Origin of the sequence: Litorihabitans aurantiacus (assembly GCF_030161595.1) — a bacterium.
Taxonomy (GTDB): domain Bacteria; phylum Actinomycetota; class Actinomycetes; order Actinomycetales; family Beutenbergiaceae; genus Litorihabitans; species Litorihabitans aurantiacus.
Window position 1 is genome coordinate 1,965,491 of record NZ_BSUM01000001.1, and the last position, 13,327, is coordinate 1,978,817.

At 76.0% G+C, this 13,327-nt stretch carries 11 protein-coding genes and 1 tRNA gene; 2 read left to right on the plus strand and 10 right to left on the minus strand.

The window, feature by feature from the left end:
* Positions 1-3: 3 nt before the first annotated feature.
* The 8 genes from QQK22_RS09200 to QQK22_RS09235 form a co-directional block, all read right to left on the minus strand.
* A complete protein-coding gene (locus tag QQK22_RS09200) occupies positions 4-525 on the minus strand; it encodes an acyl-CoA thioesterase (protein ID WP_284250650.1) in 522 nt (173 codons plus the stop codon).
* Positions 522-2,207 (minus strand): GTPase, encoded by a 1,686-nt coding sequence (locus QQK22_RS09205; protein WP_284250651.1) that lies wholly within the window; start codon positions 2,205-2,207, stop codon positions 522-524. The genes QQK22_RS09200 and QQK22_RS09205 overlap by 4 nt, the downstream gene beginning before the upstream one ends.
* The gene (locus QQK22_RS09210) at positions 2,204-4,246 is read right to left on the minus strand and encodes a GTPase domain-containing protein (protein ID WP_284250652.1); all 2,043 of its coding nucleotides are present in this window, start codon (positions 4,244-4,246) and stop codon (positions 2,204-2,206) included. Before QQK22_RS09210 ends, QQK22_RS09205 begins: the two co-directional genes overlap by 4 nt.
* 138 nt (positions 4,247-4,384) lie before the next feature.
* Positions 4,385-6,067, minus strand: coding sequence for an energy-dependent translational throttle protein EttA (gene ettA, locus QQK22_RS09215; protein ID WP_284250653.1), 1,683 nt, complete (start codon positions 6,065-6,067; stop codon positions 4,385-4,387).
* Positions 6,068-6,221: 154 nt separating this feature from the next.
* The gene (locus QQK22_RS09220) at positions 6,222-6,752 is read right to left on the minus strand and encodes a single-stranded DNA-binding protein (RefSeq protein ID WP_284250655.1); all 531 of its coding nucleotides are present in this window, start codon (positions 6,750-6,752) and stop codon (positions 6,222-6,224) included.
* Between the two features lie 151 nt (positions 6,753-6,903).
* Complete coding sequence (locus QQK22_RS09225; protein WP_284250656.1) at positions 6,904-8,268, minus strand: GTPase; 1,365 nt, start codon at positions 8,266-8,268, stop codon at positions 6,904-6,906.
* Positions 8,269-8,406: 138 nt separating this feature from the next.
* On the minus strand, positions 8,407-9,900 hold the full coding sequence (locus QQK22_RS09230) for a GTPase (RefSeq protein WP_284250657.1): 1,494 nt from the start codon (positions 9,898-9,900) through the stop codon (positions 8,407-8,409).
* Between the two features lie 76 nt (positions 9,901-9,976).
* Entirely contained in the window at positions 9,977-10,501 is a 525-nt protein-coding gene (locus tag QQK22_RS09235) for a MarR family winged helix-turn-helix transcriptional regulator (protein ID WP_284250658.1), read from the minus strand.
* A gap of 84 nt (positions 10,502-10,585) precedes the next feature.
* Between QQK22_RS09235 and QQK22_RS09240 the strand changes: the two genes are divergently transcribed.
* Positions 10,586-11,488, plus strand: coding sequence for an EamA family transporter (locus QQK22_RS09240; RefSeq protein ID WP_284252647.1), 903 nt, complete (start codon positions 10,586-10,588; stop codon positions 11,486-11,488).
* Here QQK22_RS09240 and QQK22_RS09245 read toward each other — a convergent pair.
* Positions 11,450-11,522, minus strand: a tRNA-Arg gene (locus QQK22_RS09245). The two genes, QQK22_RS09240 and QQK22_RS09245, sit on opposite strands and share 39 nt — an antisense overlap.
* Before the next feature lie 120 nt (positions 11,523-11,642).
* On the opposite strand from QQK22_RS09245, the gene QQK22_RS09250 reads away from it, so the two are divergent.
* Entirely contained in the window at positions 11,643-12,992 is a 1,350-nt protein-coding gene (locus QQK22_RS09250) for a Glu/Leu/Phe/Val family dehydrogenase (RefSeq protein WP_284250659.1), read from the plus strand.
* A 30-nt stretch (positions 12,993-13,022) separates the two neighbouring features.
* On the opposite strand, the gene QQK22_RS09255 is transcribed toward QQK22_RS09250, so the two are convergent.
* Positions 13,023-13,322, minus strand: coding sequence for a DUF1905 domain-containing protein (locus QQK22_RS09255; RefSeq protein ID WP_284250660.1), 300 nt, complete (start codon positions 13,320-13,322; stop codon positions 13,023-13,025).
* Positions 13,323-13,327: the final 5 nt, after the last annotated feature.

Genomic DNA, 13,327 nt, shown 5'->3' on the forward strand with positions numbered 1-13,327 from the left:
CCGCTACCGGCGGTGCCGGAAGGCGACCGGCGTGCCGGTGAACGGTGCGAGCGCAGCGCGGTGCTCCGGGCGCAGCCGGATCGGCGCGCCGGTCGCGGCGTCCACCATCACGAGGGTGGTCGCCGCGACGGCGTAGGCCGGACTGGTCAGCGGCGGCCCCGTGCGCGCGAGCCCCGGTACGAGGTCGTGGATCGAGTAGCACACCTCGATGCTGGAGCCGCCGAGCCTCCCGATCCACAGCTGGACGAGAAGTCCGGCGCGCGCGTGCGGCATCGGCCGGGAGTACTCCATCTCCTGACGCGCCACGAGGGTCTGGATCGGGGCGCCGGGCCCCATCGCGGCCAGCGCCGTCGGCCACGGGTCCTGGCGTCCCTCGTGCGCCCAGAACGCCTCGATGCGCGCCTCCTCGAGCAGCCGGAAGGCGTCGGCGTTGTTGACGTGGCCGTAGGCGTCCAGGTCGCCCCAGCGCACCGCGACGGGGATGCGCAGCCGCACCTCGCCGCCGGCCGGCGCGCCGACGCTCACGCGGCGGCCTGCGCGGCGGCGGCGCGGATCGCGCCGGCGGCCTGGATCTCCGTGCGCACGGCCGCAACCACGAGGTCGTGCGCGACGCCGTCGACCGCGCGACGCAGCCGCTGCCGGGTCCGGCGGGCGCGCCTGGCCGCTCCGGCCCCGGCCGCCCAGCGCGCCAGCAGCGCGGTGAGGAGTCCGGCGACGGCGCCGCCCACCGCCAGGAGCGTGGGCCACGGCAGGTCCCGACCGCCGAGCGTCGCGACCGGGGTCGGCCAGGGCGGCAGCTGGAGGTAGCCAATCACCGCGAGCGCGCCGAGCCACAGCAGTCCGACGGCGAGCGCCCCCGCGAGCAGCCACTGCCACGCACCGACGGCCCGCCACCACCGGGCCGGGGCCACGGCCCCGAGCGAGGTGCGGGTCAGCACGACGTCGAGGTCGTCGCCGACGTGCTCCGTGCGCGCGAGGACCTCGGCGCGGACGCGCTCGCGCCAGACCGGGGGCAGGGACACCCCCGCCGCGTCGACGTAGGTGCGCACGGCGCTGGTGGCGGCCGAGCGCAGCGCGGGTGACGGCGCGGGGAGCGAGGAGCGCACGAGGTCGCCGGTGTCGGTGACGGTCGAGTCGCCCGACGTCGCTGCCGATCGACGGGCGGGGCCGCGCAGACCCAGCGTCCGCAGCGGGTCGCGCCGCCACCGGCCGAGCCAGCGCGTGGGCGGCCAGCCGGTGTGGCGCACGGCGTCGCGCACCGCGGACCCGCGCACGGCGTCGACCACGAGCGGGACGCCGGCCGCCTGCTCCAGCCTGGCGGTGAGCTCGGCCCGCGCGCGGTCGTGGGCGCGCGCGTACGACGCCGTCCCCTGCCCGCCCAGCGCGTCCAGGACCGCGGTGGCGGCGGCGGCCAGCCGGGCGCTCGAGCGGGCGACGACGGCGGTGCGCCGCGACACGGCGGCGTGCAGGTGGCGGCGCAGCTCCGCGAGCCCCGCCCCGGTGGTCGCCGACGTGGCCAGCACGGGCGCGTCGATGCCCGCGCGGGCCACGAGGCGCGCGAGGTCGGCGCGGCACGCCTCGGCGTCGGCGGGCGAGAGTCGGTCGACCTGGTTGAGCACGACGACGACGCCACCCTGCCCGGCGAGCGGCGCGAGGTAGTCGTGGTGGAGCACGGCGTCGGCGTACTTCTGCGGGTTCGTCACCCACACGAGCAGGTCGGCGCGCTGGGTCACGTGGTCGGCGCGGACGCGGTGCTCGACGACGACGGAGTCGTGGTCCGGCAGGTCGAGGAGGATCACGCCGTCGGGCCGCTCGTCGTCGGGAGCGACGTCGTGCCGCCGCGGCACGCCGAGCCAGTCCAGCAGGGCGGTCGACCCGGCGCGGCGCCCGGGCGACTCCGCGACGACGCCCAGGGCGAGCGACGTCGTCGGGCGCTGCCGGGAGGTGCGGGCAACCTCCTGGCCCGCCAGCGCGTTCAGGAGCGAGGACTTCCCGGTCCCGGTCGCGCCCGCGAGCGCGACGAGCGTGTGCTCGGCCGAAAGGGCCGAGCGCTGCTCGACCTGCTCGAGCGCGGTGCGCGCCTGCGCCAGCACGTCGTGCGGCAGCCGGCCGCTCCCGAGGTCGCACACCTCGCGCAGCGCGGCCGTCCGGGTGGCGAGATCCGGGCCGCGCCGCCCGGTGGCCCGCGAGGCCCCGCGGGCCCTCACGAGGTGCCCCCGCGCCGCAGGACGCGACGCCAGAACGAGCGGCGCTCACCGCCGTCGCCCTCCGCCCCGGTGGCTCCGGCCGGCTCGCCCGCGCCGGCCTGGCCGGCCCCGTCGGCCCCCGCCGCCCGCAGGTAGGGCGAGAGGTGCACCTGCTCGCCCGAGCCCGTGACGCGCCCGGCGAGCTCGGCACCGCGCAGCCGCGGCGGGGCGGCGCTCACCTGGTGGGGGTCGGTGTCCTCACCCGGAACCTGGCGGTCCGCGCGCTCGCTGGCGGCGGCCCGCTCGACCGCGTCGGCCGCGGCCCGCAGCGCGGCACCGTCCTGCGGCGCGACACCGAGCGCCGCCACCCGGGTGAGCGCGAGGGCGCTCTCGGCCGCGACGACGCGCCCGAGGCGCTCGTCCAGCAGCGTCGCGGCCTCGCGGCTGAGGCGGCGCACGGCGTCGTCGCCGAACGCGGCCTCCAGCACCTTCTGGGCCAGGACGGCGGTGCCGCCCGCGATGCCGATCTCGGCGCCGCTGAGCCCGCCCGTACCGGCGAAGACGACCACCATCACGGCGACCCCGAGCCCGTTGACCCCGAAGGACAGCGCCCGCGCCAGACCGCGCCGGTCCTGACCCTGCTCCCGCACGAGGGCGAGCACGTCGTCCTGCCAGCCGCGGATCTGCGCGGCGATGCTCGCGCGCAGCTCGGTCGTGGCGGTGCCCAGGGCGGCTGTCGTGCCGTCCCCTCGCACGAGCTCCGCGCCCGCCGGCTCGGCGAGCCAGAGCGCGCGCGTCCGCTCGCGCGCGGTCTCGACGGCGTCGAGCGTCACCGCCGCGAGCCCCTGCGCGATCGCGACCTCGACGGTCTCGGGCGCGACGCGGCGGCCGCGCACGAGGGCACCGACGGCGTCGCGCACCCGGCTCACCCCGCGTTCGACCGAGCGCATGACGTCGCTCGTGCCAACGAGGTCCTGCCAGCGCGCGAGGACCTCGCCGCGCAGCATCGCGCCGTCGGAGGTCGCCTCGGTCAGCGCCGCGCGCGCCTCGGCCTCGCTGACCTCGACGGCGCGCACCAGCCGGGCGGCGGCCGCGGCCTGCGCCTCGGCCGCGTCCGCGGTCTCGCGCACGCCGGCCACGACCGCGGCGACGACGCCGTCGCGCGTGGCCAGAGCGATCTCGCCACGGGCACGCGCGTCCCCGCCGAGGTCGGAGAGCCAGGCGGCGACGTCGGCCACCGCGGCCGCGGGCAGCAGGCCGTTCTCGTCCTGCGGCGCCTCGGCCACGACGAAGAGCGGGGCGCCGGCCAGGCCGTGGGCCGCCATCAGGCGGGACAGGTCGACGACGACCTCCTCGTCCCCCTCCTCGACCCGGTCCAGGACGAGCGCGATCTGCGCCCGGCGCTCGGCCGCGCGGCCCAGCAGGTCCCACGGGACGGCGTCCGCGTAGCGCGCGGCGGTGGTGACGAAGAGCCAGAGGTCGGCGGCGGCGAGCAGCTGCGCGGCAAGGTCGCGGTTGGCGGTCTCGAGCGAGTCGATGTCGGGTGCGTCCAGGAGCGCGAGGCCCGCGGGGATGCCGGGGAAGGGGGAGAGGCGCAGGGCGCGGACGGTGGTGGTCTCCTGGCGGTCGGCGGCGGTGCGAGCCGTGTCCGAGACTGCCGCTCCGTCCTCGCGCCGGAGCGTGGGCAGGATGCGGTCGCCCGCGAACCACGGCGCATCGGCCGGGTGGTGGACGAGGACCGGGGAGCGCGTCGTCGGGCGCAGCACGCCCGGCCTGGTGAGGGACGCCCCGAGGAGGGAGTTGACCAGCGTCGACTTGCCCGCACCGGTGGATCCGCCGACGACGACCAGCAGCGGCGCACCGACGGTCCGCAGGCGGGGCAGCAGGTAGTCGTCGAGCTGGTCCAGCAGGGCGCGGCGGCGGGCGCGAGCCAGCTCGACCCCGGCTCCCGCGAGCGGGAGCGTGGTCGCCGCCAGCCGGCCGCGGACGACGTCGAGGCCGCTCACCAGGTCCGCGCGGGCGGTGGTGGCGCCGCCCTCGGCGCCCGCGGGCGTGGTCATGCGCTCATCCTGCCCCGTGGCTGCGGCAGGCGCGGGTGCGGCACGCCCGGGCCGGTGCGTCCTTGCTCACGCACGAGGGCCCCGCCGCGCCGGTACCGGCGGGACGGGGCCCTGGATCGTCGTGCGGGGTGCGAGCGGTCAGTCGCGCGTGAGCTTGCGGTAGGTGACGCGGTGCGGGCGCGCCGCCTCGGGACCGAGGCGCTCGATCTTGTTCTCCTCGTAGGAGGCGAAGTTGCCCTCGAACCAGTGCCAGCTCGACGGGTTCTCCTCGGTGCCCTCGTAGGCCAGGATGTGCGTGGCCACGCGGTCGAGGAACCACCGGTCGTGCGAGACGACCACGGCGCAGCCGGGGAAGTCGAGCAGCGCGTTCTCGAGCGAGCCGAGGGTCTCGACGTCGAGGTCGTTGGTGGGCTCGTCCAGCAGCAGGAGGTTGCCGCCCTGCTTGAGCGTGAGCGCGAGGTTCAGGCGGTTGCGCTCACCGCCCGAGAGGACGCCGGCGGGCTTCTGCTGGTCGGCGCCCTTGAACCCGAACTGCGAGACGTAGGCGCGCGAGGGGATCTCGACGTTGCCGACCTGGATGAAGTCGAGCCCGTCGGAGACGACCTCCCAGAGCGTCTTCTTGGGGTCGAGGCCGCCACGGCTCTGGTCGACGTAGGAGATCTTGACGGTCTCGCCGACCTTGAGGTCACCGCCGTCGAGCGGCTCGAGGCCCACGATCGTCTTGAAGAGGGTGGTCTTCCCCACGCCGTTGGGGCCGATGACGCCGACGATGCCGTTGCGCGGCAGCGTGAAGCTGAGGCCGTCGATGAGCACGCGCTCGTCGAAGCCCTTCTTCAGCTTCGTCGCGTCGATCACGACCGAGCCCAGGCGCGGGCCGGGCGGGATCTGGATCTCCTCGAAGTCGAGCTTGCGCGTACGGTCGGCCTCGGCCGCCATCTCCTCGTACCGGGCCAGACGCGCCTTGCTCTTGGCCTGGCGGCCCTTGGCGTTGGAGCGCACCCACTCCAGCTCCGAGGCGAGGCGCTTGGCGAGCTTGGCGTCCTTCTTGCCCTGGACCTCGAGACGCGCGGCCTTCTTCTCCAGGTAGGTGGAGTAGTTGCCCTCGTAGGGGTAGAGGCGACCGCGGTCGACCTCGGCGATCCACTGCGCGACGTTGTCGAGGAAGTACCGGTCGTGCGTGACGGCCAGGACGGCGCCGGCGTAGCGCGCGAGGTGCTGCTCGAGCCACTGCACGCTCTCGGCGTCCAGGTGGTTGGTGGGCTCGTCGAGCAGGAGCAGGTCGGGTGCCTCCAGCAGCAGCTTGCACAGCGCGACGCGGCGGCGCTCACCACCTGAGAGGACCGACACGTCGGCGTCCGGCGGCGGGCAGCGCAGCGCGTCCATCGCCTGCTCGAGGCGGGCGTCGACGTCCCAGCCGTCGGCGGCGTCGATCTCCTCCTGGAGCTTGCCCATCTCGTCGGTGAGCGCCTCGTAGTCGGCGTCCGGGTCGGCGAACTCCTCGGCGATGGCCTCGAAGCGGGCCTTCTTCGCCAGCAGGTCGCCCACGGCCTCCTGGACGTTGCCCAGGACCGTCTTGTCCTCGTTCAGCGGCGGCTCCTGCAGCAGGATGCCGACCGTGTAGCCGGGGGTGAGCCGCGCCTCGCCGTTGGAGGCCTGCTCGAGGCCGGCCATGATCTTCAGGATGGTCGACTTCCCGGCGCCGTTCGGGCCGACGACGCCGATCTTGGCGCCCGGCAGGAACGACATCGTGACGTCATCGAGGATGACCTTGTCACCGTGCGCCTTGCGTGCGCGCACCATCGAGTAGATGTACTCCGCCACAGTTCTCCCTCAGAGCCTCTCGGGGTGGATGGTCTGGGACAAGCCTACGCGGGCGGGCTGACGGCGGGCGCGAGCGGTGGGTACGAGGAGCGAGCGCGAGCAGCGGGCGGGGCCGACGGCGCGGGGGTGGCGACCGCCGGCCCCGCCGGCCCGGTCAGAACGGCGGTCCGTCGCCGTCGCCCTCCTCACCGGCGGCGGTGCCCGAGGCCGACGCCCCCGCCATCGCCGGCTCGGGGGTGCCCTCGTCCGCCAGCACCTCGAAGCCGGTCAGGTCGGGGACGTTGCCGTGGCTCCCGTCACCGCTCTCCTCGCCGCCGGCGCCCGACGGCGCCGTCCGGTTCCACACGAGCGAGCCGCTCGTGAGGTCGATCGCGACGCTGCGGGCGATGACGGCGGGTCCGCTGCGCGGCTGACCGTCCTGCGTCACCCACTCCTCGTGCGAGAGGTCGCCCACGATCGTCAGCGGCGTCCCCTTGCGCACGACGGCGGCGACGCGCTCGGCGAGCTGGCGGAAGACGGTGACGCTCACCCAGAGGGTGGCCTTGTCCTCCCAGCCGCCGTCGGGCGACCTCTTGCGCGACGTGCTCGCCAGCCGGAAGCTCGTCCAGACGGTGCCGCTGGCGGACTTGCGCAGCTCGGGCACCGACCCCGCGTGCCCGCGGATCGTGATGGTCGTGTCGTTCATGGTCTCTCCTTCTCCTGACGGTGCTGGTGAGGAGAGGATGCGCGCGCATCCGGACGTCGAGGAGCCCGCCGGGAGGCGCTGTGCGGTGCCACGACGCGCGGCCGTGCTGGGGACACTCCCCCGCCGCGCCGGCCCTACCGGGAGAGCCGGCTCAGCGGGTGTCGGCGCCCAGCGTCGCCCGCGCCGAGGCCAGGGCTGCCAGCTCGGCCCGCGCCGGGGCGAGCGTCCGCGCCACGACGGGCGCCAGCGCCGCCGTCGCCGCCGTGCGGTAGGCCGCAGCGGCCTCGTCGCCCGCGCGCTCGAGGCGACCCCGCCGCAGCCGGGCCAGCAGCCCGGGCGTCGGCGGCGGTGCGGCGGCGATCTCCGCGAGTGCTGCGACCGCGTCGCCGGAGATCGCGCCCGCGCCGGGCACGGCGGCGTCGACCGCCGAGCGCCAGGCCGCGGGGAGGCCGGCGGTCAGCTCCTCCACCCACGCCGAGCGGACGGCGTCGACCCGGGCCCGCGACGGGGTGCGCACGCCGGTGACCGCCCCGCCCTCGCCGCGGTGGGCGGCGGCGAGCGCGTCCGCGACGGCCTCCGTACCGAGCACGTCGGCCAGCCGCCCCACGGCGGCCGCGTCCTCGACGTCGGGCACCGCACCCGTGCCGATCGCCGCGGCGAGGTCCTGCGTGAGGGAGACCAGCTGCGCCCGCACCGCGACCCGACCCGCGGAGCTGCGCTCCCCCGTCCGGCGCAGCGTCTCGCGCAGCGTGGGCACTCCCTCGCCGGTCCGGGCCGAGACGAGCAGGATCTCCACCTCGCCGAGACCCTCGCCCACGAGGAGACGGGCGATGTCGAGGCGCAGCTGGTCGCGCCCGGACTCCGTGAGCGTGTCGACCTGGTTGAGGACGACGACCATCGCCTCCTGCCGCCCGGCGAGCGCCGCGAGGTAGTCGCCGTGCAGGCGCTGATCGGCGTACTTCTGAGGGTCCAAGACCCACACGAGGAGGTCGACCAGCGGGACGAGGCGGTCGACGTGCCGCCGGTGACCCTGCGCGATCGAGTCGTGGTCGGGCACGTCGAGCAGCACGACACCGTCGAGCGAGCCGGGCACGGGTCCCGCGAGCGCCTGCTCCCCGCGGTAGCGACGGTCGGTCGGCACCTCGAGGTGGTCCAGCAGCGTGCTCGCCCGCGACCCCCACACCGCTCCGGTCGGGACCGCGGTGGTCGGGCGGCGCGCTCCGACGTCGGCGACGTCGAGGCCCGAGATCGCGTTGAAGAGCGAGGACTTGCCCGATCCGGTACCGCCGACGAGCGCGACGACCGTGTGCTCGATGCCGCGGTCGATGCGGGAGCCCAGCACGTCGAGCGTCTCGCGGGCGCTCGTCAGGACCTCGACCGGCAGGCGCGGGGCGAGGTGGTCGACGAGGTCGTGCAGCTCGCGCAGGCGCGCGGCCTCGGGGCTCCCTGCGTCGTCACGGGCGGCGTGCGCGGCCCGGGTCCGCCCGTCCGTCGTGTCCGTCGCGTCGTCCGTCATGTCAGGCCTCCCCCGCCAGCACCCGCAGCTCACCCGTGCGCAGCCGCAGTGTCGCGACCGCCTCGGCGTCGACCATCCCGGCCAGCGGCGCGGCCACCGCGTCGGCCTCGGCCCGCACGACGCCGGTCGCACGGGTCGTCAGTGAGGTGCGCGCCGCCGCGAGGGCGGTCTCCCCGCACTGCGCCAGCGTCGGGCGACGGCGGCCACCGCGCCGTCGACCCCCGCGGCCGCCAGGAGCAGGAGCGTGGCGGCACCGGCGTCCTCCAGCTCGACGTCGGCCGCGCCGCCGTCGGGCACCGTCAAGCCGGCGGCCAGCCGCGCGACGTCGTCGACCCAGCCCGTCCGGGCGTGCGCGAGGCGGTCTGCGCGCTCGCGGCGGGCGACGTCGCCGGTGCGCCGGGCCAGCAGCGCGGCACCCGCGGGGTCCGCGCGCCAGTCGGTCGCGACGGCGTCGTGCGCCGACGCCGCGGCGCGCCCCACGACGTCGTCGAACGATCGCTCGACCTCGCCCCGGAGGGCTGCGAGCGCGGCGGCGCGATCGGCCCCGCCGCGCGTGACGCGGCGGCGCGCGAGGAACCCGCGCACCTCGTGTGCGAGTGGCTCCAGAGGTCCGCGAGCCCCGGCGAGCGCAAGCCAGCGCGTGGTGGGCCCACCGTCAGCGAGCGCGCCGCCGGCCACCTCGCGGCCGACCTCGTCGGAGGCGGCGGTCGACGCCGCCGTCGCGCGGGCGGCGAGGTCCTCGGCCGCGCGGGTCTGCGCCAGGACGGCGTCGAGCAGCTCGCGCACCTCCTCGCGCAGCGGCCCCCACACCCCGCGCAGGGTGCGGGCGGTGACGCCCTGCGCACCGGCCCGGGTGGCCACGAGGTCGAGCCAGCGCCGGACCTCGGCGGTGTGGTCGGCGGGCAGCGCGCCGTCGATCGGTCCGGCGTCGGGCACGATCAGGAGCGGCACGGCGTCGAAACCGGCTGCCACGAGCCTGCCGAGCAGGTCGCGACGCACCTCGCCCACGACGTCGGCCGCCACGCGGTCCAGCACGACGGCGATGGTCACCCCGCGCCGTCGGACCTCCTCGAGCACGGTCCAGGGCAGCGCGTCGCCGTACCGCGTGGCCGTGGTGACGAAGAGCCACAGGTCGGCGACCTCGACGAGCTCGACCGCGAGCCTGCGGTTGCCCTCCTCGACCGAGTCGAGGTCCGGGGCGTCCAGCAGGGCGATGCCGGCCGGGATGCCGGAGGCGGTCACGACGTCGGCGAGGTGGGTCACGGGGTGGTCGGCGAGCCGCTCGACGTCACCCGGGTGGACGACCAGGACGGGGCGGCGCGTGGTGGGGCGCAGCACGCCCGACGCGCTGACCTGCGCGCCCGCGAGCGAGTTGACCAGCGTCGACTTGCCCGCACCGGTCGGGCCGCCGACGACGAGGATCGCCGGGGTCGCGGCCTCGCGCAGCCGCGGGAGCAGGTGGGTGGTGATCTGCGCCAGGACGCGGGTGCGGAGCGCGCGGGCGTGGTCCGCGCCGTCGACCTCGAGCGGGAGGGCGATCTCGGCGAGGTGGGTGGCGAGGTCGGAGGCGACCTCCAGCGCGGGTCCGGTCGGCCTGCCGGGCGGGGACGGCGGCGTCGTCGGCGTGGTCACCCCCTCACCCTGCCCCAGATCGGCGGCCGGGACGGGGACGCGCGCCGGGAGCGTGTGGTCACGATCACCGCGGACCTCACGCGTCGGGGGCGACGCCGTCCGGATCGGTCCGCACGAGCCAGGCAGACAGGATGCGAGCGAGATCGTCGCGGTCGCGGCCCGAGAGGTCGGCGACGAGCCGGTGCTCGTTGGCCATGTGGTCGGTGTAGGCGGCGTCGGCCGCCGCGAGGCCCGCGGGCGTGAGAGCGACGACGCGGCCGCGGCCGTCCTCCGCGCTGCGCCGCCGGGCCACGAGCCCCGCGCGCTCGAGCCGGTCGACGCGCTTGGAGGTCGCCCCCGAGGTGACCATCGTGCGCGCGGCGAGGTCGGTGGGGGTGCGCTCGTAGGGGTCGCCGGCGCGGCGCAGCGTCATGAGGACGTCGAACTCGCCCTGACTGAGACCGTGTGCGGCGTAGACGGTCTCGAGCTGCGCCATGAGGAGGCCGCCGAGGCGGTGCAGCCGGCCGATGACGGCCTGGGGCGAGGGGTCGACGTCGGGCCGCTCGCGGCGCCACTCGCGCTGGATCGTCTCGACGTGGTCGCTCGGGGGCCGGTCGGTCACGAGGTCAGGATACCGGGGCACTGGCACTTAGCTTCCACGGAAGGCATACTGCCTTCCGTGGAAAGTAGATGGCAGTGGATCCTGGTGACGGCGGTCGCGCCGGTCGCGTGGGGCAGCACGTACGTCGTCACCCACCGCGCGCTCCCGGCGGACTCCCCGCTCTGGGGTGCCACGCTGCGCGCGCTGCCCGCGGGACTCGTCCTGATGCTCATCGCCCGGCGGCTGCCGCAGGGTGCGTGGTGGTGGCGCTCGGTGGTGCTCGGGACGCTGAACGTCGGGGCGTTCTTCGTGCTGATCTACGTCGCCGCGCAGGCGCTGCCGAGCGGGGTGGCGAGCAGCGTGATGGCGGCGGCGCCCGTGGCGATGATGCTGACGGCGTGGGCGCTGGTCAGCGAGCGCCCCACGCTGCGCGCGCTCGCCGGGGCGGCCACCGGGATCGTCGGCGTGACGCTGATCGTGGGGACGGCGACCGGTGCGGTGGACCCGTGGGGCGTCGCGGCGTCCGTGGCCGCGATGCTGATGTCCTCGTTCGGGTTCGTGCTCGCGAAGCGGTGGCGCAGCGACGTGCCGCCCCTGGTCTCCACCGCGTGGCAGATGGCCGCGGGCGGGGTGATGCTCGCCGTAGCCGCCCTCGTGGTGGACGGTGCACCGCCGCCGATGGACGGCGCCGCGATCGCCGGTTTCGCCTACCTCTCGATCATCGCGACGGCGGTCGCGTTCGTCGCGTGGTTCAGCGGACTCGCGCGGCTGCCGGCCGGGACGGTCGGGGTGATCGGCCTGCTCAACCCGGTCACGGGGGTGGCGCTCGGGGCGCTGGTCTCGGGCGAGCGGCTGTCGGTGGGGCAGGGCGTGGGGGTGGTGCTCGTGCTGGCCGGGATCGCGACGACGGCGGTGGTTGGGCGGGGGCGCGCACCCGGGGAGGCCCGGACGCGGGCGGCGGAGGGGCGGTGCCCCCGGCAGGACTCGAACCTGCAACCGACGGATTAGAAGGCCGTTGCTCTATCCATTGAGCTACGAGGGCGCGCCCGCCAGCCTACCGGGCGGCCCCCGCCCCACCGGGAGGTCAAGCACCCGTCACAGGCACGCCCGAGGTGTGTCACGCGTCGCGCCCGATCGCCTCCGCGTGACTAGGGTCACAGCCATGACCACCCTCGTCACCCAGGCGGGCAGCGGCGACGACGCCGCGGCACCCGTCGCTCCGTCCGACCCATCCCCCGCGGACGCCAGCCCCTCCGCCGTCGACCACCCGACGCTCGGCCCGCTCGACGACGCGCGCGCCCAGCTGGCCTTCGCCGTCGACCACCTCGGTCTCGACGACGGCATGCACCGCCTGCTCGCGACGCCGCGGCGCGAGCTCACCGTCAGCGTCCCGCTGCGGCGCGACGACGGCTCCACCACCCTGTTCCTCGGCCACCGGGTGCAGCACAACTTCTCGCGCGGCCCCGCGAAGGGCGGTCTGCGGTTCTCCCCGAACGTCGATCTCGACGAGGTACGTGCGCTCGCCATGTGGATGACGTGGAAGTGCGCCCTCGTGGACGTGCCCTACGGCGGCGCGAAGGGCGGCATCGCGATCGACCCGCGCGCGCACTCGCAGGCGGAGCTCGAGCGCGTCACGCGCCGCTACACCAGCGAGATCATGCCGCTCATCGGCCCGGAGCAGGACATCCCGGCGCCCGACATCGGCACGGACGAGCGCACCATGGCCTGGATGATGGACACCTACTCCGTCAACGTCGGCCACACGGTCCCGGGCGTCGTGACCGGCAAGCCGCTGAGCCTCGGCGGGTCGCTCGGCCGGGCCAGCGCCACCTCGCGCGGGGTCGCGCACGCCGCGGTCCTCGCGATGCGCCACCGCGGCCTCGACCCCGACGCCTCCACCGCCGCCGTCCAGGGCTTCGGCAAGGTCGGGCGCGACGCCGCCCGGCTGCTGGCCGAGGCGGGCGTCAAGGTCGAGGCGATCAGCGACGTCGACGGCGCCGTCCACCGCGCGGGCGGCATCGACGTGGCCGGCCTGATCGAGCACGTGGACGCGACCGGATCCGTGCGCGGGTTCGAGGGCGGCGAGGAGATCGACGGCGCGGCCCTGCTCGAGCTCGACGTCGACACGCTCGTCCCGGCCGCGATCGAGGGCGTGATCACCGAGGCGAACGCCGCCCGGGTGTCGGCGAGGATCGTCGTCGAGGGCGCCAACGGCCCGACGACCGAGGCCGCCGACGCGATCCTGCGCGAGCGCGACGTGCTCGTGGTCCCCGACATCCTCGCGAACGCGGGCGGCGTGATCGTGTCCTACTTCGAGTGGGTGCAGGCCAACCAGGCCTACTGGTGGAGCGAGCGCGAGGTGAACGACAAGCTCGCCGAGCGGATGACGAAGGCGTGGGAGGCGGTGCTGCTGCAGGCCACGCGCCACGGCCAGTCGATGCGCGAGGCCGCGACGTGCCTCGCCGTCGCACGCGTCACCGAGGCGCACCAGCTGCGGGGGCTCTACCCCTGACGGGAGCCGCGGGGCCTCGCTGACGACGCGTCAGGTCTCGAGGCCGACGATGCGTAGCGTGACGTCGACCGTGTCGCCCGCCGCGCAGCCCTGCGCCGTCCGCACCGCCTTCTTGACCGGCAGGATGTAGGCGCCGTGCTCCCGGCTGGGGAACACCGACGTCGTCCAGGTGCTCGTGCCGATCGTCACCTCGACCTTGACCGAGCCGAAGCCGCCCTGCAGCCCGGCGGTGCGCTGGTCGATCTCGTCGGAGGCCGCCTCGGGGACGGTCAGCATGTGCCAGCGGCCCTCGTTCATCGTCCACAGCTCGGCGTCGAAGCGGTACGGCATGGGGC